Genomic DNA, 24,256 nt, shown 5'->3' with positions numbered 1-24,256 from the left:
GTACTGATACCCTGAGTCAAACCTTTTCAGCCGAGTTATAAATGCCCCGGCCCAACCGCCATACACTCTTCCCCTTCCTCAGTTGGCTCCCGCGCCAAACGCGCGCCAGCGTCGGCCGGGACGCGCTGGTCGGCCTCAGCGGCGCCGTGCTTGCTTTGCCGCAGTCGATTGCCTACGCGCTGATCGCCGGTCTCCCACCGGAATACGGTCTGTACGCCGCCATCCTCCCGGTGCTGATCGCGTGCCTGTGGGGTTCATCCTGGCACCTGATCTGTGGCCCTACGGCGGCGATTTCCATCGTGCTGTACGCCAGCATCAGTCCGTTGGCCGTGCCCGGGTCTCAGGACTACATCACCCTGATCCTATTGCTGACATTCCTGGCCGGGGTGTTCCAGTGGTTACTGGGCATGCTGCGCTTTGGCGCGCTGGTGAACTTCGTCTCACATTCGGTGGTGCTGGGTTTCACCCTGGGCGCCGCCGTGGTGATTGCCCTGGGGCAGTTGCCTAATCTGCTGGGCCTGGATTTACCGAGCCAGGCCACAGCGATCAATAGTCTGCTGGCGCTGATCCACCATAGTGGCGAGTGGGACCACGCCTCCCTCACCCTCGGGCTCGGTACTTTGCTGGTGGGCGCGTTGCTCAAATACCTTGTGCCTCGCTGGCCAACGCTACTGATCGCGCTCGCCTTGGGTAGCCTGGCGGCGTGGCTGTGGCCGGCGATGTTCGGGCATGTAGCGCTGGTCAGTTCGTTTATCGGCAAACTGCCGCCGTTCAGCCCGTTGCCGCTGGATCCGGACATGATCCTGCGCCTGCTGCCCAGCGCTGTTGCGGTGGGCATGCTGGGGCTGGTAACCAGCCTGTCGATTGCCCGCTCGCTATCAGCCCGCTCGCAACAATTGCTCGACGCCAACCAGGAAGTTCGTGCACAGGGTTTATCCAATATCGTTGGCGGATTTTTCTCCGGGTACTTGTCAGCTGGTTCGTTTACTCGCTCCGGCCTCAGCTATGAAGCGGGCGCCTGCTCACCGTTGGCAGGAGTGTTTTCCGCAGTATGGGTGGCCTTGTTTGCGCTGTTTGGCGCCGCACTGATCGCGCACATTCCGATCCCGAGCATGGCCGCCAGCATCTTGCTGATTTCCTGGGGCCTGGTGGATCGCCGGGGTATTCGTGCGTTGTTCCGCGTGAGCCGCGCAGAGTTCGTAGTGATGAGCCTGACCTGCATCGCCACCTTGCTGCTGGAGTTGCAAACGGCGATTTATGCGGGCGTGTTGGCGTCGTTGTTTTTCTACCTCAAGCGCACGTCGCAGCCACGGGTACAGCAATGGCGTGATGGGGAAGAGGATGTGCTGCGCGTCGGTGGGTCGATCTTCTTTGGCGCCAGCCACTACCTGCAAGTGCGCCTGCAAAGCTTGCAAGGTGAGCGGGTGGTGATCGAGGCGCAGCAGATCAATTTTATCGACTATTCCGGGGTGGAGATGCTGCACCAGGAGGCGCGTCGCTTAAGGGGGCTGGGGCGTAGCCTGACACTGCGTCGCGCCAGGCCGCAGGTGGTGGAAGAGTTGAAAAAACTGGAAGGGGCCGACAAATGCCCCATTCATTTCGAAGACTGAATACGGTCAAAATGTGGCAGGGGGCTTGCCCCCGATAATGGTGTGTCAGCCAGCATATTTATAGCTGCCAGGCCGCCATCGGGGGCAAGCCCCCTCCCACATTTTGTTTAGTGTCAGGCCAACTGGCGGCGCAGTTCAGCCAACACCGGCGCCGAATCCGGGCGCACGCCGCGCCACAGGAAGAACGCCTCTGCCGCCTGCTCCACCAGCATGCCCAGGCCGTCCATCGCCACGGCAGCGCCTTGTTCAGCGGCCCAACGGCAGAACGCAGTCGGTTCCTTGGCGTACATCATGTCGTAGCAAAACGTCTTGCCCGGCTCGATCAGGCTGCCGGCAATCGGCGGTACATCGCCTGACAGGCTGGCGGACGTGGCATTGATGATCACGTCCACCGGCTCACGCAGCCAGTCGAAACCACTGGCAGACACGGGGCCCAGGTCGTCGAACAGCTCGGCGAGTAATTCGGCTTTTTCCACGGTGCGGTTGGCGATGATCAACGAGGCGGGTCGTTCAGCCAGCAACGGCTCCAACGCGCCCCTTACCGCGCCACCCGCGCCCAGCAACAGGATGCGCTTGCCTTGCAGATTCAAGCCGGCGTTTACCGTCAGGTCGCGTACCAGGCCGGCACCATCGGTGTTATCGCCGAGCAGTGTGCCGTCAGCCAGTTTGCTTAAGGTGTTCACCGCCCCAGCACGCTGGGCGCGTTCGGTGAGGCTGTTGGCCAGGCGGTAAGCGTCTTCCTTGAACGGCACGGTGACGTTGGCACCTCGGCCCTGTTGGAAAAACTCACGGGCACAGCCGGTGAAATCCTCCAGAGGCGCGAGCAAGGTGCTGTAGTCCAGTTGCTCGCCGGTCTGCTCGGCGAACATACGGTGAATCAGCGGCGACTTGCTGTGGCCGATGGGGTTGCCGAACACCACATAACGATCCATCAGACAGCCGCCTTGGGCGCGGCGACGCCAAGCCAGTCGCGGTCTTGCAGGAAGTAGTCGGTGAGGCGCGCTTCTTCGCTGCCGGCCTCGGCTTTCCAGTCGTAGCTCCAGCGCACTTGGGGCGGCAGCGACATCAGGATCGACTCCGTGCGCCCGCCCGATTGCAGGCCGAACAGGGTGCCACGGTCGTAGACCAGGTTGAATTCAACGTAGCGGCCGCGACGGAATTCCTGGAACTGGCGTTGCTGTTCGGTATAAGCACTGGCTTTGCGGCGCTGCACAATCGGCAGGTAGGCGTCGATGTAGGCATCGCCGATGGCGCGGATAAACGCGAAGCAGGTGTCGAAGTCCCACTCGTTCAAATCATCGAAGAACAGGCCGCCGATACCTCGGGGCTCGTTGCGATGCTTGATATGGAAGTAGGTGTCGCACCAGGCCTTGTAGCGCGAGTACACGTCCGGGCCGAAGGGCGCGCAGGCCTGCTCGGCCACGCGGTGCCAGTGGATGCAGTCTTCTGCGTTGCCGTAGTAGGGCGTGAGGTCGAAGCCACCACCGAACCACCACACCGGCTCTTCGCCTTCTTTTTCGGCGATGAAAAAACGTACGTTGGCGTGGGACGTCGGCACATGTGGGTTGTGCGGATGAATCACCAGCGACACGCCCAGGGCTTCAAACCCACGACCGGCCAGCTCGGGGCGATGCGCACTGGCTGACGGTGGGAGGCCGCTGCCGAACACGTGGGAAAAGTTAACGCCGCCCTTTTCGATGACCGAGCCGTTTTCGATCACACGGGTACGACCGCCACCGCCGGCAGGCCGGGTCCAGGCGTCTTCGATAAAGCGAGTGTCCGTCTCGAAGGTTTCCAGGGCGCTGCAAATGCGGTCTTGCAGGTCGAGCAGGTAGGCTTTGACAGCCTCGGTGCGAGTAGTCATGACATCACCTTGAATCGGGCAAAGCTACGCGAGGCCACAGGGCGTCGGCGGCAAATGGGCGCACAGGATACCACTGCACTCCATGTCGCCACAGTTGACGAAGATCACGCTTAGGAGTCCGATAGGGAGCTACGCGAGATCGACCCAAGGAGATGTGCAGATGGCCAAACGTATCCAGTTCAGCGCCCATGGCGGCCCCGACGTACTTGAATATGTGGACTACACACCGGCAGAGCCGGGCCCGCAGCAGGTTCGAGTGCGTAACGAGGCGATTGGCCTGAACTTCATCGATACCTATTTCCGCAGCGGCCTTTACGCGCCGCCTGCCCTGCCATCGGGGCTGGGCGCAGAAGGCGCCGGTGTGGTTGATGCGGTGGGCAGCGAAGTCACGCAATTTAAAGTTGGCGACCGCGTGGCCTACGGCAGTGGACCACTGGGTGCATACAGCGAACTGCATGTACTGCCCGCCGCCAACCTGGTGCACCTGCCGGACGACATCAGCTTCGAACAAGCCGCCGGCGCCATGCTCAAGGGCCTGACCGTGCAATACCTGCTGCGCCAGACCTATGAGTTGAAAGGTGGCGAGACCATCCTGTTTCACGCCGCCGCCGGTGGCGTGGGCTCCCTGGCCTGCCAATGGGCCAAGGCATTGGGTGTGAAGCTGATCGGTACCGTCAGCTCGCCAGAAAAAGCCGCCCTGGCCAAATCCCTCGGCGCGTGGGAAACCATCGACTACAGCAAGGAAAACGTCGCACAACGCGTGCTGGAATTGACCGACGGCAAAAAGGTGTCCGTGGTGTACGACGGCGTCGGCAAGGACACGTGGCTGACCTCATTGGACAGCGTGGCGCCACGTGGTCTGGTGGTGAGCTTTGGCAATGCTTCGGGCGCGGTGGATGGGGTGAACCTGGGGATACTCGCGGCCAAAGGCTCGCTGTACGTGACACGGCCGACCCTGGCGACCTACGCCAACAATCCGGCGAACTTGCAGGTAATGGCGGATGACCTGTTTTCGATGATCAAGAGCGGCAAAGTGCGCATTGATATCAACCAGCGGTATTCGCTGGCGGACGCGGCGAAGGCACAGACGGAGTTGTCGGGGCGGCGTACCACCGGGTCGACAATTCTGTTGCCTTGAGGGCCTCTTCGGGGGCAAGCCCCTCTTACATTTGACCCTGTTTCATAACGGACACGGTTCAAATGTAGGAGGGGACTTGCCCGCGATGGGTGCGACACGGTCTCAGGAAGGCCGCACCACCTCACCCGTTGCCAAATCGCGAATCAGGCTGGGGTTCTTGCGTCCACCCAGGGCACCACCCAAAACCAAATCCACCTGCCCGCGGAAATACTGCTCCACACGAATCCGCGTGCGTGCCGCCGGGCGGCCCTGAGGGTTGGCTGAGGTAGAAATCAACGGTCCCACCAGCGCGCACAAATCCCGCACCAGTGGATGATCGCTCACCCGCAGCGCCACCGTGTCGTGCACACCGGTGACCCATTCCGGCAACAAATCCTGATGCGGCACCAGCCACGTATTCGGCCCAGGCCAGGTGCTGGCCATGCGTTCGATCCAGGTATCCGGGAAGTCTTCGAACAGAAAGTCGAACTGGCGAATATTGTCTGCCACCAGGATCAGGCCCTTGTCCACCGAACGGTTCTTGATCGCCAGCAGCCGATCCACCGCCTCTTCGTTCCAAGGATCACAGCCCAGGCCCCAGACCGCTTCGGTTGGATAGGCAATCACCGCGCCTGCGCGAATTTCTCGTGCGGCTTCCAGCACACGCCACCTATTGACCATTGTTTACTCTCCGGACTAAAGCTCTGGGCAGTTTACCGATCTTCTTTACAAAACCTAGTTCCAAAAAACTGGCAGCTACAAAAGCTGGCCGCGCGCAAGCCAGCGCCCGCTTTCGCAGATCACTTGGCCTTCAAGCTCCAACTCCGTGAGGGTCGCCAGCACCTGGGCCAACGACCGCCCGCTGGCAAGCGCCAAGGCTTCGCTGGTATGGGGGGCCGCGTGCAACAGCGCCACCAACGGATGTATGACGGGCGTCGGCACCGGGCGCGACAACGCCTGCCAGCCACGCAAACCTTCGAGGATGTGTTCAATGGTCTCCACCAGCATCGCGCCATCACGGATCAACTGGTGACAACCCTTGGCCCCGGGATGATGGATGGAGCCCGGGATTGCATACACCTCGCGCCCTTGCTCGGCCGCGAGCTTGGCGGTGATCAGCGAGCCGCTGGCCATGCTGGCTTCCACCACCAGCACGCCCAGGGACAGGCCGCTGATAATACGGTTGCGCCGCGGGAAGTTACCGGCCTGCGGCGCGGCGTCCAGCGGGAACTCGGAAACCACGGCGCTGCCTTGGGCAATCATCGCCGCTGCGAGCCGCCGATGACGCTGTGGATAAAGATTTTCCAGGCCCGTGCCAAGCACGCCGATTGTATGCCCTCCAACATCCAACGCTGCTTGATGGGCCGCACCGTCAATACCCAGCGCAAGGCCACTGGTGATGACAAAACCGGCGCTCGCCAGGCTGCGGGAAAATGCAGCCGCAGTGTCCATGCCCGGGCGGGACGCACGGCGGCTGCCGACCATCGCCAGTTGCGGTTTTTCCAGGATCCCGGGGTCACCGGCGACGAATAAAAGCGGCGGTGCGTCATCTATCTGGGCGAGCAGTGCCGGGTACTCAGGTTGGTCCCACATCAGCAAATGCTGGGCCGGACGTTCCAACCAAGCCAATGCCTCACTGGCACCGTCGCGGATTTCATGGCTACGGCGGGCATCGGCGCTGATCGGTGACAATCCCAAGGAGCGCCACGCGCCGGCAGGGGCACTGATGGCCTTTGAAGCACTGCCGAACGCTTCGATCAACAAGCGAAAACGCTTCGGGCCTACTTCCGGCAGCCTGTGCAAGCGTAGGCGGGCTTCCAGTTCTGAAGGGGAAATTTCATTGCTGTTTATCGGAAACATCTGATCATCCTTGACCGGAACAAGCTGTGGATAACTCTGTTGGTAACTTATTTAGCAGGCTATTTATTGCGATTGAGGGACAGTCTCGAAACGGTCCTTTACCGCCAGTGGGCGCGAGGCAGTCAGGACCAGGCCGTAGCTGAGTTTTTCGTAGGTGCGAAACACCAGTAGGGTGCCGGCACGCTCATCGGGAAGCTTCACCTGGTTGCCGGCGAGGGTATCGCGCACGGTGGCGCCAGTTTTGATAACGGTCAGCAACTGGCCTTCGACCAGGCCATCGCGACGACCTTTATTCAGGGTCACGGCGTCCAGTACGCCGATCTGGGTAACACCCTTGGGGACGTCAATGATATGTCCTTGTATAAAAGGCGCGGGCTTCGCCCGTTCCAGGTGGTCCGGTGCAACGGGCGGTTGATCACGGAGCAAACGGTCGCCGGGACGTACCTCCTGGGTAACGCGCTGCAGGGCCAGGGTGCTGAGGTCGCCTGCCGTCACAAACCGTGCGGTGCCGATGTCGTCGGCGTTAATCCCCAACAGCTCCTGGGTTTGCGGGTCGGTGTAGACCTTGCCTCGGCGAAAGATCCCATAGCTTGGCTGGGCCGGGTCCAACACGCCCCTGGCGTATGCGCGCTCACCTTGGGCACCCAACACCCGCCCTGCCTCTGCGGCGACAATGTACGGCGCGTTGTCCAGGTCCAGGGGCGAATCGAGAATACGGTTATGCAGTAAAAAGCGCTGGATGGCCTGTTGCGTCGGTTGATCCAGGTGCCGGCCGGGCTGGGGAAGCAGGGCCATGGCAAACGGGGCCCATAGCAGCAAGACGAGTAGCGATTTCCTCATGGGGTGAATCTCCTTTATTATGTGCGTTCGCGTGAAATGCCAGAGCCTTCGCGGCTTTCGGGCGTTTCACACCGGCCGTATGGGTCCATTCCCACCGCCGATTTGCCTCTACCTCACATGTGCAGCAATTACGCTTATGGCTATTTTGAACATCCTCGAATTCCCCGACTCGCGCCTGCGCACGATCGCCAAACCGGTGGCCGTAGTGGACGACAAGGTTCGTCAGTTGGTCGATGACATGTTTGAAACAATGTATGAAGCCCCGGGTATTGGCCTCGCCGCCACCCAGGTCAACGTGCATCAGCGCGTCGTGGTCATGGACCTGTCGGAAGACCGCAGCGAACCACGGGTGTACATCAACCCCGAGTTCGAACCGCTGACCGACGAGATGGGCGAATACCAGGAAGGTTGCCTGTCGGTGCCGGAGTTCTACGAAAACGTCGAACGCCCACTACGTGTGAAGATCAAGGCGCTGGACCGCGACGGCAAGCCGTTCGAACTGATCGCCGAAGGCCTGTTGGCGGTGTGCATCCAGCACGAATGCGACCACCTCAACGGCAAGCTGTTTGTCGATTACCTGTCCACGCTCAAGCGTGACCGGATCAAGAAGAAGCTGGAAAAAAAGCATCGCCAGCAAGCTTGATGCCCTCCTTCCAAAGGCTTGCTGCGGCAAGCCTTTTTCTTTTGTGACTGTTTTTAACCGAGAACTCCCATGACCGAGCCACTGCGCATTGTTTTTGCCGGCACTCCTGAATTTGCCGCCGAACACCTCAAGGCCCTGCTTGCCAGCCCTTATGACATCGTCGCGGTGTACACCCAGCCGGATCGCCCGGCCGGTCGCGGGCAAAAACTGATGCCGAGCCCGGTCAAGCAGTTGGCGGTTGAGCACAACATCCCCGTGCTGCAACCGCCGAGCCTGCGCAACGCCGAGGCCCAGGCTGAACTGGCGGCGCTGCAACCGGACTTGCTGGTGGTGGTGGCCTACGGTTTGATCCTGCCCCAGGTCGTGCTGGATATTCCACGCCTGGGGTGTATCAACAGCCACGCCTCACTGCTGCCACGCTGGCGCGGTGCGGCGCCGATCCAGCGTGCCGTGGAGGCAGGCGACAGCGAAAGCGGCGTGACCGTAATGCGCATGGAGGCGGGTTTGGACACCGGCCCGATGCTGCTCAAAGTCACCACCCCGATCACGACCGCAGACACGGGTGGCAGCCTGCACGACCGTCTCGCCGAGATGGGCCCGCCCGCCGTGATCCAGGCAATCGCCGGCCTCGCTGCCGGAACCCTGGAAGGCGAGGTGCAGGACGACAGCCTGGCCACCTACGCCCACAAACTGAACAAGGATGAAGCCCGCATTGACTGGAGCCGCCCGGCGGTGGAGCTGGAACGTCTGGTACGTGCGTTCAACCCATGGCCGATCTGCCACAGCACCCTCAATGGCGAAGCCTTGAAGGTATTGGCCGCGACCCTGGCCGACGGCAAAGGCGCACCCGGTGAAATCATCGGCGCCAGCAAGGACGGCCTGCTGGTCGCTTGCGGCGAACAGGCTCTGTGCCTGACCCGTCTGCAATTGCCCGGTGGCAAGGCGCTTAATTTCAGCGATTTGTATAACAGTCGCCGTGAGAAATTTTCCCAGGGCACGATCCTCGGGGTGGCAACTCAATGAACCCACGTCTGGCCGCCGCCAAGGCTCTCGCCGCCGTACTCAACGGCAAGGCTTCGCTGAACAGTTCGCTGCCCACGCAGTTGGACAAGGTCGAAGACCGCGATCGCGGTTTCACCCAGGACCTGGCCTTCGGCACCGCCCGCTGGCAACCAAGGTTGTCGGCGCTGGCAGCCAAGCTGCTGCAAAAGCCGTTCAAGGCGGCCGATGCGGATGTCGAGGCGCTGCTGCTGGTCGGGCTCTATCAGTTGCTCTACACCCGCGTACCGGCCCACGCCGCCATTGGTGAGACCGTCGGTTGCGCCGACAAGCTGAAAAAGCCCTGGGCCAAGGCCCTGCTCAACGCGGTACTACGCCGCGCCCAGCGCGAAGGCGAAGCGCTGCTGGCCGAGTTGGAACATGACCCGGTGGTGCGCACCGCTCATCCGCGCTGGCTGCAAAAATCCCTGAAGGCCTTCTGGCCCGAGCAATGGGAAGCCATTTGCGCAGCCAACAATGCGCACCCGCCGATGATCCTGCGGGTCAACCGTCGACATCACAGCCGTGATGCGTACCTGCAATTGCTGATGAACGCAGGCATCGACGCCACGCCATGCGTGTACAGCACCGACGGCATCGTGCTGGAAGCGGCCGCCGACGTACGCAGCCTGCCGGGCTTCGCCGAAGGTTGGATCAGTGTGCAGGATGAAGCCGCGCAACTGGCCGCCGACCTGCTCGACCTGGCTCCCGGCCAGCGTGTGCTGGACGCCTGCTGTGCTCCGGGCGGTAAGACATGTCACATCCTCGAAGTCGAAAAGGACCTCGCCGGTGTAGTGGCTGTCGATCTGGAAGCCAAGCGCTTGGTGCGTGTACGGGAAAACCTCGCACGCCTGGGCCTCAGCGCCGAACTGATCGCCGCCGACGGCCGCGACACCGCCACTTGGTGGGACGGCAAACCGTTCCAACGCATCCTGCTCGACGCGCCGTGTTCGGCCACCGGTGTGATCCGCCGCCACCCGGACATCAAGCTCACTCGCCAACCCGACGACATCGCGGCCCTGGCGGTGCTGCAAGGTGAACTGCTCGATGCAATGTGGCCGACCCTGGAAGTCGGCGGCATCCTGCTCTACGCCACCTGCTCCACCTTGCCCACCGAAAACACCGAGGTGATCGAAGCCTTTCTTGCCCGCACCAGCGGCGCCCGGGAACTGGACCTCGCCACGGCAGCCGGTATCAAGCAGCCCCATGGCCGCCAGTTACTTGCGCAGGAAGGCGGGCATGATGGTTTCTACTACGCCAAACTGATCAAGATCGCCGCCGCGCGCGGCTGAACGGGTTTAAGGGAGTGACCGGATGAAAATCATCATCCTTGGAGCAGGGCAGGTTGGCGGCACACTGGCCGAACATTTGGCCAGTGAAGCCAATGACATCACCGTGGTCGACACCGATGCCGAGCGCCTGCGCAACTTGGGTGACCGCCTGGACATCCGCACCGTACAAGGTCGTGCGTCGTTTCCTACCGTGCTGCGTCAGGCGGGTGCCGACGATGCCGACATGCTGGTCGCGGTCACCAACAGTGACGAGACCAATATGGTCGCCTGCCAGGTCGCCCACACCCTGTTCCACACCCCGACCAAGATCGCCCGGGTGCGTGAAGCGGCCTACCTGACACGCGCCGGCCTGTTCGATAACGACGCTATTCCGGTTGACGTGCTGATCAGCCCGGAACAAGTGGTGACCCACTACATCAAGCGCCTGATTGAAATTCCGGGCGCCTTGCAAGTGATCGACTTCGCTGGCGGCAAGGCGCAATTGGTCGCCGTGAAGGCCTACTACGGTGGGCCGCTGGTGGGTCAGCAATTGCGTCAACTGCGTGAACACATGCCGAATGTGGAAACCCGCGTAGCCGCCATTTTCCGACGTGACCGACCGATCCTGCCCCAGGGTGATACGGTGATCGAGGCAGACGACGAAGTATTCTTCATCGCTGCCAAAGCGAATATTCGTGCAGTCATGAGTGAAATGCGTCGGCTCGATGAGAACTACAAACGCATCGTCATCGCCGGCGGCGGGCAGATTGGCGAACGCCTGGCCGAAGCGATCGAGAGTCGCTACCAGGTGAAAATCATCGAGATGAGCCCGGCACGCTGCCGGCATTTGTCCGACACCCTGGACAGCACCGTCGTACTGCAAGGCAGTGCCTCGGACCGCGACCTGCTGATGGAAGAAAACATCGCCGACGCCGACATCTTCCTGGCCCTGACCAACGATGACGAGGCCAACATCATGTCGTCGCTGCTGGCCAAGCGGCTGGGGGCGAAGAAGGTGATGACCATCATCAACAACCCGGCCTATGTCGACCTGATCCAGGGCGGCGATATCGACATCGCTATCAGCCCGCAACTGGCCACCATCGGTACCTTGCTCGCCCACGTACGCCGTGGCGACATAGTCAGCGTGCACTCCCTGCGCCGGGGTGCGGCGGAGGCCATCGAGGCAATTGCCCACGGTGATTCGAAGTCGAGCAAAGTGATCGGCAAGGCCATCCGCGATATAGGCCTGCCGCCGGGCACCACCATTGGCGCAATCATTCGTGATGAGGAAGTGATCATCGCCCACGACGACACGGTGATCGCCACGGGTGACCACGTGATCCTGTTCCTGGTGGATAAAAAACATATCCGCGATGTGGAGAAGTTGTTCCACGTGGGATTGAGCTTTTTCTGATCAAACGGAGTGACCGACATGCTCGAATCCCTGGAAAAAATGCTCGCCAAGGGTGTGGATAACTCGCTGCTGCGCTTTGGGCTGGGCAAGGGTTACCTGGACCTGAAGGACAACGCCAAGGCGGCGGAGCATTTGCAGAAATGCGTCGAGTTCGATCCGAAGTATTCGGCGGCATGGAAGTTGTTGGGCAAGGCGCAATTGGGGCAGGGTGATAACGCCGCAGCGCGACAGGCGTGGGAGAAGGGCATCGAAGCGGCCTTGGCCCATGGTGACAAGCAGGCCGAGAAAGAGATGACGGTGTTCCTGAAGAAACTCGACCGCCAGGTCTAAGCAGATCGAAAATGTGGGAGGGGGCTTGCTCCCGATAGCGGTGGATCAGTCAAATATGCATTGGCTGACACACTGCTATCGGGAGCAAGCCCCCTCCCACATTTGGTTTTGCGTTGTTTTTGGGTCAGCAGTGGGTCAATACCACCGCTCCTCACCCGGCGGGCGTTTCTTGAAGCGCTTCATGCTCCACATGTACTGGCTCGGGTAAGCGCCGACATAGCGCTCCACTACCTTGCTCATTGCCGCGCAGGAGGTGGCGGTGTCGGTGCTGTACATGTCTTCCGGTGCCGCCTCCAGGATCACTTTGTAGCCCGAACCGTCCGGCAGCCGCAGTGCGTGCAGGAACACCCCCACGGCCTTGTGGCCGGCGAGCATGTTTGGCACGAACTTGCTGGTGAGTGCCTGGGTGGCGAAGAACGGCACGAAGATCCCGGCGGATTCGGCCGGCTCCGGGTCCGCCGGAATGCCCACCTGGCCGCCTTTGCGTACTTCCTTGATCACACTGAGGATGCCTTCCTTGGTGGACGCCGCCACGCGGTTGCCCAGTTGCACACGCTGCTTGCGCAGCAATTCATCCACTGCCTTGAGCTTGGGCGGGCGGTAAAAAATGATCGGCTTGCACTGGCTGCAATAGAAGTGGTTCAACACCTCCCAATTACCCAGATGGCTGGTGATGCCGACCACACCTTTGCCCGAGGCCAGGGCTTCGTGCAGCACCTCAAGGCCTTCGACTTCGCGCACCAGGTCGATGGAGCGCTGGGCCGGCCAGATCCAGGCGCAGGCGCTTTCGGTCAGGGACTTGCCGATGTCCTTCAGGCTCTGGCCGACCAGGCGCTCGCGCGCGGCGGGGTCCATGTCGGGGAAGCATTTTGAGAGGTTGATCCGCACCGTGTCACGGGAGCGGTTGGGGGTTTTCCACATGATCCAGCCGATGGCCGAACCCACGGCTTGCACCGCGCGCCATGGCAGCAGGGCAAACAACCGAAGAGCGCCTACCAGCAAGGCGCCTTTAAACTTTTCCACAGGTCACTCCTGATCGTGTGTGGTGCGCAAAGCCGCCATTCTAACCGGCGTTGGCCAAGTCCGCGTAACGGTCGCAGTCCTGAGTGTGGTCCATGACCATGCCCGAGGCCTGCATGAACGCGTAACAAATGGTCGGGCCGACAAAGGTGAAGCCGGCTTTCTTGAGTGCTTTGCTCATGGCTTCAGCCTCCGGCGTAATCGCCGGCACTTCGCTGCGATCCTTGAAATGGTTGACCTTGGGCACTCCGCCGACAAACGACCAGAGCAACCCCACCGGGTCCTCCAGCGCCAGCCAGGCCGCGGCGTTGCGCCGGGTCGCGTTGAGCTTGATGCGGTTACGCACAATGCCTGGATCGAGCATCAGTGCTTCGATCTCAGCGTCGGTCAGCTGTGCCAGACGCCGGGCATCAAAACCAAACAAGACCTTTCGATAATGCTCGCGTTTGCGTAAAACGGTGATCCAGGACAGGCCCGCCTGGAACCCTTCCAGTAAAAGCAACTCGAACAAACCCTGCGCATCGCGCAGCGGCGTTCCCCACTCCTGATCGTGATAAGCCATGTACAGCGGATCTTCAGAACACCAAAAGCAGCGTGGCATAAGGCTCCAGGGGATGGTGGCGCGGCCGAATCGGGTATACTCCCGCTCTTTAAATCGCAGCCCAAGTAACAGGTGAATTTCGTGAGCCAGCCTACGCCAGCCGTGCGTACCTTCCAAGACTTGATCCTCGCCCTCCAGCAATACTGGGCCGAGCAAGGTTGTGTGGTACTTCAGCCCTACGATATGGAAGTAGGCGCCGGCACTTTCCACACCGCTACATTCCTGCGGGCCATCGGCCCGGAAACCTGGAACGCCGCTTACGTGCAGCCCAGTCGTCGACCGACTGACGGCCGCTACGGCGAAAACCCGAACCGTCTGCAGCACTACTATCAGTTCCAGGTAGTCCTGAAGCCGAACCCGGACAACTTCCAGGAACTGTACCTGGGCTCGCTCAAGCACGTGGGCCTGGACCCTCTGGTACACGACATCCGTTTCGTCGAAGACAACTGGGAATCGCCAACTCTCGGCGCCTGGGGCTTGGGCTGGGAAGTCTGGCTCAATGGCATGGAAGTCACGCAGTTCACCTACTTCCAGCAGGCCGGTGGCATCGAATGCTACCCAGTGACCGGCGAGATCACCTACGGTCTTGAGCGCCTGGCCATGTACCTGCAGGGCGTGGATTCGGTCTACGACCTGGTGTGGGCTGACGGCCCGTTCGGCAAAGTGACCTATGGCGATGTGTTCCACCAGAACGAAGTGGAGCAATCGACCTACAACTTCGAACACGCCAACGTCGAGAAGCTGTTCGAACTGTTCGACTTCTATGAAAGCGAAGCCAAGCGCCTGATCGAACTCGACCAGCCGCTGCCGTTGCCAAGCTATGAAATGGTGTTGAAGGCGTCCCATACCTTCAACCTGCTGGACGCCCGCCGTGCCATCTCGGTAACCGCGCGTCAGCAATACATCCTGCGTGTACGCACCCTGGCACGTTCCGTCGCCCAAGCCTACCTGCTGGCTCGCGCCAAGCTGGGCTTCCCGATGGCCACCCCGGACCTGCGTGATGAAGTGTTGGCTAAGCTGGAGGCTGCACAATGAGTGCTCAAGATTTCCTGGTTGAACTGGGCACCGAAGAGCTGCCACCCAAGGCACTCAATACCCTGGCCGATGCGTTCCTGGCCGGTATCGAAAAAGGCCTGCAGAGCGCCGGCCTGAAGTTTGAAGCGAAAAAAGTCTACGCCGCGCCGCGCCGCCTGGCCGTGTTGCTGACCGCGCTGGAAACCCAGCAGCCGGACCGCAGCATCAACCTCGACGGCCCGCCACGCCAGGCGGCTTTCGACGCCGAAGGCAACCCGACTCAAGCCGCGCTGGGCTTCGCCAAGAAATGTGGCGTGGAGCTGAGCGAGATCGACCAGAGCGGCCCGAAACTGCGGTTCAGCCAGGTCATCAAAGGCAAGCCGACCGCCAGCCTGTTGCCGACCATCGTCGAAGACTCCCTGAACGACCTGCCGATCCCTAAGCGCATGCGCTGGGGCGCGCGCAAGGAAGAGTTTGTGCGCCCAACCCAGTGGCTGGTGATGCTGCTCGGTGACCAGGTCATCGACTGCACCATCCTCGCCCAGAAGGCTGGCCGTGATTCCCGTGGTCACCGCTTCCACCACCCAGAAGCGGTGCGCATCACTTCGCCGGCTAACTATGCCGCCGATCTGCGCGCGGCTTACGTGCTGGCCGATGCCAACGAGCGTCGCGAGCTGATCAGCAAGCGCACCGAAGAGCTGGCCCGCCTGCAGGAAGGCACCGCCATCGTGCCGCCAAGCCTGCTCGACGAAGTGACCGCGCTGGTTGAATGGCCAGTTCCGCTGGTGTGCTCGTTCGAAGAACGTTTCCTCGAGGTGCCGCAGGAAGCGCTGATCACCACCATGCAGGACAACCAGAAGTATTTCTGCCTGCTGGACGTGGACGGTAAGTTGCTGCCGCGCTTTATCACCGTGGCCAACATCGAAAGCAAGGACCCCCAGCAGATCATCGCCGGTAACGAAAAAGTCGTTCGCCCGCGCCTGACTGACGCCGAGTTCTTCTTCAAGCAAGACAAGAAGCAGAAACTCGAAGACTTCAACCTGCGCCTGCAAAACGTGGTGTTCCAGGAAAAACTCGGCAGCGTCTACGACAAGGCTGTGCGCGTTTCCAAGCTGGCGGCCTACATTGCCCCACGCATTGGCGGTGATGCCGCCTGGGCTACGCGTGCAGGCTTGCTGTCCAAGTGCGACCTGGCCACCGAGATGGTCGGCGAGTTCCCGGAGATGCAAGGCGTTGCCGGTTACTACTACGCCCTCAACGATGGCGAGCCGAACGATGTCGCCCTGGCGCTGAACGAGCAGTACATGCCGCGCGGTGCCGGTGCCGAGCTGCCGACCACCCTGACCGGTGCGGCCGTGGCCATCGCCGACAAGCTGGATACCCTCGTCGGTATCTTCGGTATCGGCATGCTGCCCACCGGTAGCAAAGACCCGTATGCCCTGCGTCGTGCGGCCCTGGGCGTACTGCGTATCCTGATCGACAAGAAGCTGGACCTCGACCTGACCCAGGCCGTGGTGTTCGCGGTCGGCCAGTTCGGTGGCAAGGTCAAGCAAGCCGGCCTGGCCGAGCAAGTGCTGGAATTCGTGTTCGACCGCCTACGTGCGCGTTATGAAGATGAAGGCGTGGACGTTTCCGTCTACCTGTCGGTACGTGCCCTGCAACCGGGTTCGGCGCTGGACTTCGATCAACGCGTACAAGCCGTACAGGCGTTCCGCAAGCTGCCGGAAGCCGATGCCCTGGCCGCCGTGAACAAGCGTGTGTCGAACCTGCTGAGCAAGGCCGAAGGCCTGGGCAACGCCGATGTCGACCCTGGCCTGTTTGCCGACGCCAAGGAGTTCTCGCTGAACTCGGCCATTGCCAAGGCAGAGAATGCGGTGAAGCCGCTGATCGCCGAACGCAATTACGCCGAGGCCCTGGCACGCCTGGCCACCTTGCGTGAGCCGGTGGATGCGTTCTTCGAAGCGGTGATGATCAATGCCGAAGATGCCGGCGTGCGGAAAAACCGCTACGCCATGCTGGCGCGTCTGCGTGGCTTGTTCGTCAACATCGCTGACATTTCGACGCTGAGCTGAGCATGTTGAAACTGCTGATTCTCGATCGGGACGGGGTGATCAACTACGACTCCGACGCTTACATCAAGTCGGTGGCGGAATGGATTCCACTGCCCGGTTCGATCGAGGCCATCACGCAGTTGAGCAAAGCCGGCTGGACGGTGGCCATCGCCACCAACCAGTCCGGCATAGCCCGCGGCTACTACGACATCGCTACCCTGGACGCCATGCACGCGCGCTTGCGCACGCTGGTGGCGGAGCAGGGCGGTGAGGTGGGGTTGGTGGTGTACTGCCCTCACGGGCCGGATGAGGGCTGCAATTGCCGCAAACCCAAGCCTGGCATGTTGAAAACCATTGCAGAACATTACAAGGTGCCCTTGGCTGGGATATGGTTCGTCGGGGACAGCCTCGGTGACCTGGAGGCGGCCAAAGCCGTCGACTCTCAGCCAGTTTTGGTAAAGACCGGGAAAGGCGAAAAGACCCAGGCGAAAAACCTGCCGGTAGGCACCTTGATTTTTGACGATCTGGCGGCGGTTGCCGCAGAACTTATCAACAACTAGCCGCCCTCGACTTCCTGACCAAGGACTGTTCGGGAGTGCGCTTTTAACAGGCGGGCCATGTCCCGCAACGGTAAATGCCGCCATGTCGATTTTGCAGGCCATCAGAACCTTTTTCTTTTACCTGCTGCTGGGCACCAGTTCGTTTCTCTGGTGCACCCTGAGCTTTTTTATTGCGCCGTTTCTCCCGTTCAAGGCGCGCTATCGCTTTATCAACGTCTATTGGTGCCGCTGCGCGTTGTGGCTGACCAAGGTGTTCCTGAACATTCGTTTCGAGATCAAGGGCGCGGAAAACGTACCGGACCAGCCCTGCGTGATTCTGTCGAATCACCAGAGCACCTGGGAGACCTTCTTCCTCTCGGCTTACTTCTCGCCGTTGAGCCAAGTGCTCAAGCGTGAACTGCTGTACGTGCCGTTCTTCGGCTGGGCCATGGCCATGTTGCGCCCGATCGCTATCGACCGTGACAACCCCAAGGCGGCGCTCAAGCATGTCGCCAAGAAGGGCGATGAACTGCTCAAGGATGGCGTGTGGGTACTGATCTTTCCGGAAGGCACACGGGTCCCCTTTGGGACCGTGGGCAAGTTCTCCCGAGGGGGTACGGCATTGGCGGTCAATGCCAACCTGCCGGTGCTGCCGATTGCGCATAACGCCGGCAAGTTCTGGCCGAAGACCGGTTGGGCAAAACGCGAGGGCACCATCACTGTGGTGATTGGCGAGCCAATGTACGCAGAAGGCGAAGGCCCACGCGCCATTGCCGCGCTGAATGACCGTGCCCAGGCATGGAATGAAGCGCAGCAGCGGGCCATGGGTTCCCTGCCGCCGGAGCCGGTGGTGGTGGATACGCCGGTGGTATGAGCATCTGTGGATAACCTGTGTACGGTTTGTTGGCGAATTGGCTTTTTTTGATCCTAATAAGTTGATTTACTTAGATATTTCTAAAGATCATAAAATCGCGGAAAACGTGCATAAGTTTTTTCCGCATTAAAAAACCGGTCCTTGAGACCGGTTTTTTATGCACAGCAGAAAAGTACGTTTTAGCCGTCGTCCAGCAAGGGCAGCTGCAGACTGAACGTAGTGCCTTTGCCCACGGTGCTTTCACACTCGATACGGCCCCCATGACGCTCCACGACCGCCTTGACCATGCTCAGTCCCAAGCCCAACCCTTCGCTGCCTTGGGCCGAGTCAAAGCGCTTGTACTGGCTGAAGAGCTCAGGCAAATCCTCGGCGGCTATCCCCGGCCCCTGGTCGCTGATGCGGCATTCCAACCAGCCTTGCGCGCTGCTGTGTCGCAGCCGGACAGTGGTACCGGACGGGGAGTATTTGATCGCGTTCTCCAACACGTTGAACAATGCGCGGGTGAGCAGCGATTGATCGGCTGACACCATCCCTTCGTCGGCCTCGTCCAGATCGTGGACCAAGTGAATACCTTTGAGCTGGGCGATCACTGCCACCTGATCAAAGGCATCCATTACCAACATGGCGAACAGCGTAGGCTCGAACTGGTAGCCATCGGCCTCGGCTTTCGCCAGTTGCACAAACGATTCGGTCAGGCTCAAGGCACGGCGTACTTGCTGCTCGATCTGGGCAAATATCGGCGACTCACTGTTGTGCACATCCAACAGTGCGAGGATCGCCGAGTGGGGTGCACGCAAGTCGTGGGAGAGGAAGCGCAACATGGTTTCCCGATGCTGCTGGGCCTCGCGTTCCTGGCTCAGGTCGGTGAGGCTCAGCAGCCAGCCAAGCGCGACATCCCCTTCGGCCGGCAGCAACGGGGCAAGTTCCATGCGTAAGCTACGCTGGTGAATATCACGAAACTCAACGAGTTCCAGCGTTGAGAGGGTGGGGCGTACGCCATTGTGCAGCGGCGGATAACCGAGGTCAGCCAGTTGCTCCAGAAGGTTATGGTTGATCAAGTCATTGCCGAACACTTCCCGGGCAATCCGGTTGGCCAACAGGATATTGCCCTGGGTGTCTGTGATCAGTGTCGCCACCGGCAAGCATTCCAACCCATCGGCCATAAAACGTCGGGTGTCCCGCGTACGACTTACGGCTTGCTCCAGGGCAAAGATGCGGCCCTGCAATACGTCACCTTTGTTGGCGGGTGCGCGACGGCGTTCGGGCAATACTTTGGGTTCGTTATCCAGGCGCGCCAATTCCCAGCCGAAGTAGGCCAGGATCACACTTAGACGGCGCCAGTTCCAGATCAGATAGCTCAACAGCAAACCGATCAAGCAGGCCGCAGGCGACCACCAATAGCCCAAGCGCAACAAGCCCGCTGAACCGAGCAAGGCCGTGAACATGCACCCCAGGGTCATCCACAGCGCATAGCGTGGACGGTAGAGCAGCAGGCCCAGCAGCATCGCCACCAGGGACGTTGCAATCAGTGCGGCCAGCCATGCGGGCAAGTCCACAATACTTCGACCTTGCAGCAAGCCATTGAGCACATTGGCCTGGATCTCCACACCCGCGGTGGTGCCGGCCATAGGAGAGAGCGGTGTGACAAAGCGATCGCCCATGCCCGACGCTGTCGCCCCCACCAGAATCAGACGGCCCCGCAACCGCTCGGGAGGGACCTCACCGCGCAATACGCTGACATAAGACACGCTCGGGAAATGGGTGTCGGCAGCAATAAACGGGATACGGACGGCATACTCCCGGTGCCAATCCTGGGTGATCGATGTCAGGGGCTCCCCAGGCATCTCGGCCGATTGCCCGCTCATTGCGAAGGCCAGCCACGCTAACTGAAGCGCCGTGGCGTCGGCTGGCCCCTCGCGCATATACAGCCTGCGGACCACGCCATCGCTATCCGCCTCCACATTGATATGCCCGACGCCCTTGGCACATTTGAGCAGTGACAGCATTTGTGCCCCGGGCTGACTGTAGCTGGCGGCATCGTCACGGGCCAAGGGCAACAATACGTTGCCGGCGTTGCACACTGCGTCGGCCAGGCGTTTGTCATTAATGGGGTTACCGGGCTCGCTGAAGATCACATCAAACAGGATACCGGCCGGCTGCGCCGCGCTAAGACGATCGATCAGGTCGGCATGCAAACTGCGCGGCCAGGGCCACTGGCCGAGTTTCTTCAGGCTAGGGTCATCGATGGTCACCAGCAGGATGCGCGGGTCCACCGGCAGTGGCGCCAGACGGCGAAGGCTGTCGTATAGCGGGTTGTTCAAGGCCAGGCCTGGACTCATCGAGAGATAGGCAGTGATCGGCAATAACAGCAAACCAATCCACAACCACTCACGTACCAGACCGTGGAATAGGCGCTGGGCATGGGTGGGTTGACGCTTTTCGGCCTTTCCCCAGAGCATCACGGGTCAACGCGCCTGTGTTGTTGGCGTGCGGTAGAAGATGGCATAGCCCCCCGATTCCCCCTCAAGACGTTGCACGTCGTAAGCCGACACACGTACGTGATAGAACGACGCGCTGAGCCCAGTGAAGCTCATTTTTGACGCGGTGGAAAAAAAATCCTGCTTGATGTTCATAACGGCGGGGAGTCCAAAAGGCTATCCACTATCAGGACACAGAAGTTTACGACAGCGCACGCGTCGGCTGATCCTTTTCCTTAAGGCCTGGAGCCGGTATCTTTCCCACATCGGTATGGAGAACGTTCAATGGCCTATTCGCTTGTTGATTCCAGCGTACCGAGAGATCCAAGGGGTCAACGAACCTGAGCACAATTATTCAGATTCAGTGACCGGCATCTGTGCAGTACGTGCCCTCAATAATACGACTGCCGTACTCTTCGAGAAGAAAGGACCCACCCATGCGTGTCGCAATACTGGATGACGAACCCGCTGAATTGCGACGGGTAGAACAGACACTGCGACAAATCCCCAGCACTGCCGAACAACCCTGGACCCTGCATTGCTTCGAGCGCGGCGAAGACCTGCTGCGTCAATTGCGCCGGGAGACCTTCGACCTGCTGATACTCGACTGGCAACTGCCCGACATCACCGGTATTGCCTTGCTGCGCTGGACCCGTGAGCACATGGAGTCACCACCCGCTGTCATCATGCTCACCAGCCGTGACGCCGAAAGCGATATCGTCACCGCATTGAACAGTGGCGCCGACGATTACGTCAGCAAACCCTTTCGACCTAACGAACTGAAGGCGAGAGTGACAGCCGTTCTACGTCGGCATGGCCTGCAGAAATCGGCGACCCCTGAAGTGCAGAGTTTCAATGACCTGACCTTCGACGACGCGGAGTTGACCGTCACACGCGCAGGCAAACCGATCAACCTTACCGAGCGCGAATACCGTCTGGCGAGCTGCTTGTTCGCCAACCTGGCTCGGCCGCTGTCGCGCGAGTACCTTTATGAGCGATTCTGGACCCATGAAGAAATGGTGTCCTCTCGGCCGCTGGATACGCATATCTATCGGCTACGCAACAAGCTCGGGCTTACCGCAGATAGGGGTTGGCAGTTGTTGACGATCTATGGGTATGGGTATCGGTTGGAGAGTGTGGCTACAGCTTCCCATGGATAAAAACCACGATGTTCCACGTGGAGCATTTTGCAGACGGTGATTTCCGCGCAATAAAAAAGGCCAACGCATAGCGTTGGCCTTTTTTATTTTTGGGGTGTCGCGTCTGGATCAGAAGTCCAGGTTCGACACAGCCAGGGCATTGCTCTCGATGAAGTCACGACGAGGTTCGACCGCATCACCCATCAGGGTGTTGAAGATCTGGTCCGCGCCAATGGCGTCTTCGATTGTCACGCGCAGCATACGGCGTTGCGCTGGGTCCATGGTGGTTTCCCACAGCTGATCCGGGTTCATTTCGCCCAGACCTTTGTATCGCTGGATGGTGTGACGCTTGGTGCTTTCCGCCATCAACCAGTCCAGGGCTTCCTTGAACTCCCTGACCGCTTTCTTACGCTCGCCACGTTGAATGTAAGCACCATCGTCCAGAAGGGTGCTCAGTTGCGCGCCGAGGGTCACAACGGTCTTGTAGTCGTTGCTGCCGAAGAAGTCGCGGTTGAAGGTGACGTAGTTCGACAGGCCGTGGGAGATCAGTTCGACCTCTGGCAGCCAGACGTTACGCTCACGGTCTTCACGCAGGCTGGCTTTGTACACCAGGCCGGATTTTTCGACAGTACGCAGGCGTACTTCGTACTGCGCCAGCCATTCCTGCATGTGTGCGTGGTCGCCCAACTGCTCCAGGCTTACGGACGGCAGGTAGATAAAGTGCTCGGTCAGCTCCTGTGGGTACAGGCGCGACAGGCGCTTGAGGGTCTTCATCACCATGCGGAAGTCGTTTACCAGACGCTCCAGTGCCTCGCCGGAGATCCCCGGTGCTTCATCATTCAAGTGCAGGCTGGCATCTTCCAGGGCCGACTGCGTCATGTACTCTTCCATGGCGTCGTCGTCTTTGATGTATTGCTCTTGCTTGCCTTTCTTCACTTTGTACAACGGCGGCTGGGCGATGTAGATGTAGCCGCGCTCGATCAACTCAGGCAACTGACGGAAGAAGAAGGTCAGCAGCAGGGTGCGGATGTGCGAACCGTCGACGTCAGCATCGGTCATGATGATGATGTTGTGATAGCGCAGTTTGTCGATGTTGTACTCGTCACGGCCAATACCGCAGCCCAGCGCCGTGATCAAGGTGCCGACTTCCTGGGAGGAAATCATCTTGTCGAAGCGAGCCTTCTCGACGTTGAGGATCTTACCCTTCAACGGCAGGATGGCCTGGGTGCGACGGTTACGACCCTGCTTGGCGGAACCGCCAGCAGAGTCACCTTCCACCAGGTACAGTTCGGAGAGGGCAGGGTCCTTCTCCTGGCAGTCAGCCAGTTTGCCTGGTAAGCCGGCGATATCCAGCGCGCCTTTCCGGCGAGTCATCTCACGAGCCTTACGCGCCGCTTCACGGGCACGCGCGGCGTCGATCATCTTGCCGACAACCAACTTGGCTTCGTTCGGGTTTTCCAGCAGGAAGTCGGAGAAGTACTTACCCATTTCCTGTTCAACCGCAGTTTTCACTTCGGAAGACACCAGCTTATCTTTGGTCTGGGAGCTGAATTTTGGGTCCGGCACTTTCACCGAAATAATCGCGGTCAGACCTTCACGCGCATCATCGCCGGTGGTGGCGACTTTATGCTTCTTCGCCAGGCCTTCGGCTTCGATGTAGGTGTTCAGGTTACGCGTCAGCGCGGAACGGAAACCCACCAAGTGAGTACCACCGTCACGCTGTGGAATGTTGTTGGTGAAGCACAACAGGTTCTCGTTGAAGCTGTCGTTCCATTGCAGGGCGATTTCCACGCCAATGCCGTCTTCACGCTGGATGTTGAAGTGGAATACCTGGTTGACCGCAGTCTTGTTGGTGTTCAGGTATTCAACGAATGCACGCAAGCCGCCTTCGTATTTGAACAGTTCTTCCTTGCCGCTGCGCTCATCCTTGAGGACGATGCCAACACCGGAGTTGAGGAAGGACAGTTCACGGATCCGCTTGGCCAGGATGTCCCAGCTGAAGTGGATGTTCTTGAAGGTATCAGCCGATGGCTTGAAATGGATCTGGGTACCGGTGCTTTCACTGTCGCCAACGATTTTCATCGGCTCCTGTGGCACACCGTGGACGTAGGTCTGCTCCCAGATCTTGCCACTGCGGCGAACGGTCAGGATCAACTCTTCGGACAGAGCGTTCACCACCGACACACCCACACCGTGCAAACCACCGGAGACTTTATAGGAGTTATCGTCGAACTTACCGCCGGCGTGGAGCACGGTCATGATGACCTCTGCCGCCGAAACGCCTTCTTCTTTGTGCACATCTACCGGGATGCCACGACCGTTGTCGCGCACAGTAATGGATTCGTCCGGATGGATGATGATGCTGATGTCGTCGCAGTGACCGGCCAGAGCTTCGTCGATGGAGTTATCGACCACCTCGAACACCATGTGGTGCAGACCGCTACCGTCATCAGTGTCGCCAATGTACATACCGGGACGTTTGCGTACGGCATCCAAACCTTTCAGCACTTTAATGCTGGTCGAGTCGTACGTGTTTTCTTCGCTCATGCCT

Annotated in this window: 22 protein-coding genes; 12 read left to right on the top strand and 10 right to left on the bottom strand. The window is 60.2% G+C overall.

What is annotated here, in order from left to right; all coding sequences use genetic code 11:
• Nucleotides 1-41 precede the first annotated feature (41 nt).
• Entirely contained in the window at nucleotides 42-1,610 is a 1,569-nt protein-coding gene (locus tag FIV39_RS08290) for a SulP family inorganic anion transporter (RefSeq protein WP_090401305.1), read from the top strand.
• A gap of 113 nt (nucleotides 1,611-1,723) precedes the next feature.
• Here FIV39_RS08290 and aroE read toward each other — a convergent pair whose 3' ends face one another.
• Both aroE and hemF read right to left on the bottom strand, forming a co-directional pair.
• Complete coding sequence (aroE, locus tag FIV39_RS08285; RefSeq protein ID WP_053127400.1) at nucleotides 1,724-2,542, bottom strand: shikimate dehydrogenase; 819 nt, start codon at nucleotides 2,540-2,542, stop codon at nucleotides 1,724-1,726.
• Nucleotides 2,542-3,474, bottom strand: coding sequence for an oxygen-dependent coproporphyrinogen oxidase (gene hemF, locus FIV39_RS08280; RefSeq protein WP_090401306.1), 933 nt, complete (start codon nucleotides 3,472-3,474; stop codon nucleotides 2,542-2,544). The genes aroE and hemF overlap by 1 nt, the downstream gene beginning before the upstream one ends.
• A gap of 160 nt (nucleotides 3,475-3,634) precedes the next feature.
• Here hemF and FIV39_RS08275 point away from each other — a divergent pair, with 160 nt between their 5' ends.
• A complete protein-coding gene (locus tag FIV39_RS08275; protein ID WP_090401307.1) occupies nucleotides 3,635-4,612 on the top strand; it encodes a quinone oxidoreductase family protein in 978 nt (325 codons plus the stop codon).
• A gap of 102 nt (nucleotides 4,613-4,714) precedes the next feature.
• Here the strand turns inward: FIV39_RS08275 and FIV39_RS08270 are convergent, their stop codons facing one another.
• The 3 genes from FIV39_RS08270 to FIV39_RS08260 form a co-directional block, all read right to left on the bottom strand.
• On the bottom strand, nucleotides 4,715-5,272 hold the full coding sequence (locus tag FIV39_RS08270) for an L-threonylcarbamoyladenylate synthase (protein WP_027608149.1): 558 nt from the start codon (nucleotides 5,270-5,272) through the stop codon (nucleotides 4,715-4,717).
• 75 nt (nucleotides 5,273-5,347) lie between these two features.
• Entirely contained in the window at nucleotides 5,348-6,451 is a 1,104-nt protein-coding gene (gene dprA / locus FIV39_RS08265; RefSeq protein WP_090401308.1) for a DNA-processing protein DprA, read from the bottom strand.
• 63 nt (nucleotides 6,452-6,514) lie between these two features.
• The gene (locus FIV39_RS08260) at nucleotides 6,515-7,291 is read right to left on the bottom strand and encodes a peptidoglycan-binding protein (RefSeq protein WP_090401309.1); all 777 of its coding nucleotides are present in this window, start codon (nucleotides 7,289-7,291) and stop codon (nucleotides 6,515-6,517) included.
• A 136-nt stretch (nucleotides 7,292-7,427) separates the two neighbouring features.
• Here FIV39_RS08260 and def point away from each other — a divergent pair, with 136 nt between their 5' ends.
• The 5 genes from def (at nucleotide 7,428) to FIV39_RS08235 (ending at nucleotide 11,990) form a co-directional block, all read left to right on the top strand.
• Nucleotides 7,428-7,934 carry a peptide deformylase gene (gene def / locus FIV39_RS08255; RefSeq protein ID WP_053127413.1) on the top strand — a complete coding sequence of 169 codons (507 nt, stop codon included), beginning with the start codon at nucleotides 7,428-7,430 and terminating at the stop codon, nucleotides 7,932-7,934.
• 69 nt (nucleotides 7,935-8,003) lie between these two features.
• Nucleotides 8,004-8,957: a methionyl-tRNA formyltransferase gene (gene fmt / locus FIV39_RS08250; RefSeq protein ID WP_090401310.1), complete on the top strand. Its 954-nt coding sequence runs from the start codon at nucleotides 8,004-8,006 to the stop codon at nucleotides 8,955-8,957.
• The gene (gene rsmB, locus FIV39_RS08245; protein WP_090401311.1) at nucleotides 8,954-10,264 is read left to right on the top strand and encodes a 16S rRNA (cytosine(967)-C(5))-methyltransferase RsmB; all 1,311 of its coding nucleotides are present in this window, start codon (nucleotides 8,954-8,956) and stop codon (nucleotides 10,262-10,264) included. The genes fmt and rsmB overlap by 4 nt, the downstream gene beginning before the upstream one ends.
• 22 nt (nucleotides 10,265-10,286) lie before the next feature.
• Nucleotides 10,287-11,660, top strand: a complete 1,374-nt coding sequence (gene trkA / locus FIV39_RS08240; protein ID WP_090401312.1) for a Trk system potassium transporter TrkA — start codon at nucleotides 10,287-10,289, stop codon at nucleotides 11,658-11,660.
• Nucleotides 11,661-11,678: 18 nt separating this feature from the next.
• Entirely contained in the window at nucleotides 11,679-11,990 is a 312-nt protein-coding gene (locus FIV39_RS08235) for a tetratricopeptide repeat protein (RefSeq protein WP_090401313.1), read from the top strand.
• 135 nt (nucleotides 11,991-12,125) lie between these two features.
• On the opposite strand, the gene FIV39_RS08230 is transcribed toward FIV39_RS08235, so the two are convergent.
• A complete protein-coding gene (locus tag FIV39_RS08230) occupies nucleotides 12,126-13,013 on the bottom strand; it encodes a lysophospholipid acyltransferase (RefSeq protein WP_090401314.1) in 888 nt (295 codons plus the stop codon).
• Between the two features lie 40 nt (nucleotides 13,014-13,053).
• Nucleotides 13,054-13,611, bottom strand: coding sequence for a DNA-3-methyladenine glycosylase I (locus tag FIV39_RS08225; RefSeq protein ID WP_090401315.1), 558 nt, complete (start codon nucleotides 13,609-13,611; stop codon nucleotides 13,054-13,056).
• Between the two features lie 81 nt (nucleotides 13,612-13,692).
• Here FIV39_RS08225 and glyQ point away from each other — a divergent pair, with 81 nt between their 5' ends.
• From glyQ to FIV39_RS08205, 4 genes are all read left to right on the top strand, one after another.
• Nucleotides 13,693-14,646, top strand: a complete 954-nt coding sequence (glyQ, locus tag FIV39_RS08220; RefSeq protein ID WP_003213601.1) for a glycine--tRNA ligase subunit alpha — start codon at nucleotides 13,693-13,695, stop codon at nucleotides 14,644-14,646.
• On the top strand, nucleotides 14,643-16,697 hold the full coding sequence (glyS, locus tag FIV39_RS08215) for a glycine--tRNA ligase subunit beta (protein WP_090401316.1): 2,055 nt from the start codon (nucleotides 14,643-14,645) through the stop codon (nucleotides 16,695-16,697). Before glyQ ends, glyS begins: the two co-directional genes overlap by 4 nt.
• 2 nt (nucleotides 16,698-16,699) lie before the next feature.
• Nucleotides 16,700-17,236, top strand: a complete 537-nt coding sequence (gmhB, locus tag FIV39_RS08210; protein WP_167361095.1) for a D-glycero-beta-D-manno-heptose 1,7-bisphosphate 7-phosphatase — start codon at nucleotides 16,700-16,702, stop codon at nucleotides 17,234-17,236.
• A gap of 82 nt (nucleotides 17,237-17,318) precedes the next feature.
• A complete protein-coding gene (locus tag FIV39_RS08205) occupies nucleotides 17,319-18,089 on the top strand; it encodes a lysophospholipid acyltransferase family protein (protein ID WP_090401317.1) in 771 nt (256 codons plus the stop codon).
• A gap of 179 nt (nucleotides 18,090-18,268) precedes the next feature.
• On the opposite strand, the gene FIV39_RS08200 is transcribed toward FIV39_RS08205, so the two are convergent.
• Both FIV39_RS08200 and FIV39_RS32955 read right to left on the bottom strand, forming a co-directional pair.
• The gene (locus tag FIV39_RS08200; protein ID WP_090401318.1) at nucleotides 18,269-20,551 is read right to left on the bottom strand and encodes a CHASE2 domain-containing protein; all 2,283 of its coding nucleotides are present in this window, start codon (nucleotides 20,549-20,551) and stop codon (nucleotides 18,269-18,271) included.
• Between the two features lie 3 nt (nucleotides 20,552-20,554).
• Nucleotides 20,555-20,722: a hypothetical protein gene (locus tag FIV39_RS32955; RefSeq protein ID WP_159440116.1), complete on the bottom strand. Its 168-nt coding sequence runs from the start codon at nucleotides 20,720-20,722 to the stop codon at nucleotides 20,555-20,557.
• A 281-nt stretch (nucleotides 20,723-21,003) separates the two neighbouring features.
• On the opposite strand from FIV39_RS32955, the gene FIV39_RS08195 reads away from it, so the two are divergent.
• On the top strand, nucleotides 21,004-21,726 hold the full coding sequence (locus FIV39_RS08195) for a response regulator transcription factor (RefSeq protein ID WP_090401319.1): 723 nt from the start codon (nucleotides 21,004-21,006) through the stop codon (nucleotides 21,724-21,726).
• Between the two features lie 108 nt (nucleotides 21,727-21,834).
• Here FIV39_RS08195 and gyrB read toward each other — a convergent pair whose 3' ends face one another.
• Nucleotides 21,835-24,252, bottom strand: coding sequence for a DNA topoisomerase (ATP-hydrolyzing) subunit B (gene gyrB / locus FIV39_RS08190; protein WP_090401320.1), 2,418 nt, complete (start codon nucleotides 24,250-24,252; stop codon nucleotides 21,835-21,837).
• Nucleotides 24,253-24,256: the final 4 nt, after the last annotated feature.

Source organism: Pseudomonas grimontii (genome assembly GCF_007858185.1).
Classification (GTDB): Bacteria; Pseudomonadota; Gammaproteobacteria; order Pseudomonadales; family Pseudomonadaceae; genus Aquipseudomonas; species Aquipseudomonas grimontii.
This window is presented reverse-complemented; position numbering and strand designations above follow the sequence as displayed.